1 rRNA gene is annotated in these 452 nt (G+C 46.9%); it reads right to left on the bottom strand.

Going from position 1 to position 452, the window contains the following annotated elements:
• Window positions 1–332: ribosomal RNA gene (locus BHE89_RS20630) — 16S ribosomal RNA — on the bottom strand; the annotation flags it as partial.
• Window positions 333–452: the final 120 nt, after the last annotated feature.

The following is a 452-nucleotide window of genomic DNA, read 5'->3' as shown; positions in this document are numbered from 1 at the left end:
CCGTGTCTCAGTCCCAGTGTGGCTGATCATCCTCTCAGACCAGCTAGAGATCGTCGCCTAGGTGAGCCATTACCCCACCTACTAGCTAATCCCATATGGGTTCATCCGATAGCGCAAGGTCCGAAGAGCCCCTGCTTTGGTCCGTAGACATCATGCGGTATTAGCCACCGTTTCCAGTAGTTATCCCCCTCTATCGGGCAGATCCCCATATATTACTCACCCGTCCGCCGCTCGTCAGCAAGAAAGCAAGCTTTCTCCTGTTACCGCTCGACTTGCATGTGTTAGGCCTGCCGCCAGCGTTCAATCTGAGCCATGATCAAACTCTTCAATTAAAAGTGTTTGATGCTCAAAGAAAATCGAAAACTTAGCTATTCATAAATGAATTTACTTTTGTTGTTCACTCTTCAAGACTTGATACATCTAATATTTTAGAAGATATCGTCTCTGCGAGT

It is taken from the genome of Shigella sp. FC1967, from assembly GCF_001743005.1.
Classification (GTDB): Bacteria; Pseudomonadota; Gammaproteobacteria; order Enterobacterales; family Enterobacteriaceae; genus Proteus.
Note: the sequence above shows the minus strand (reverse complement) of the source record. Positions and strands in the feature narration are given on the sequence as shown.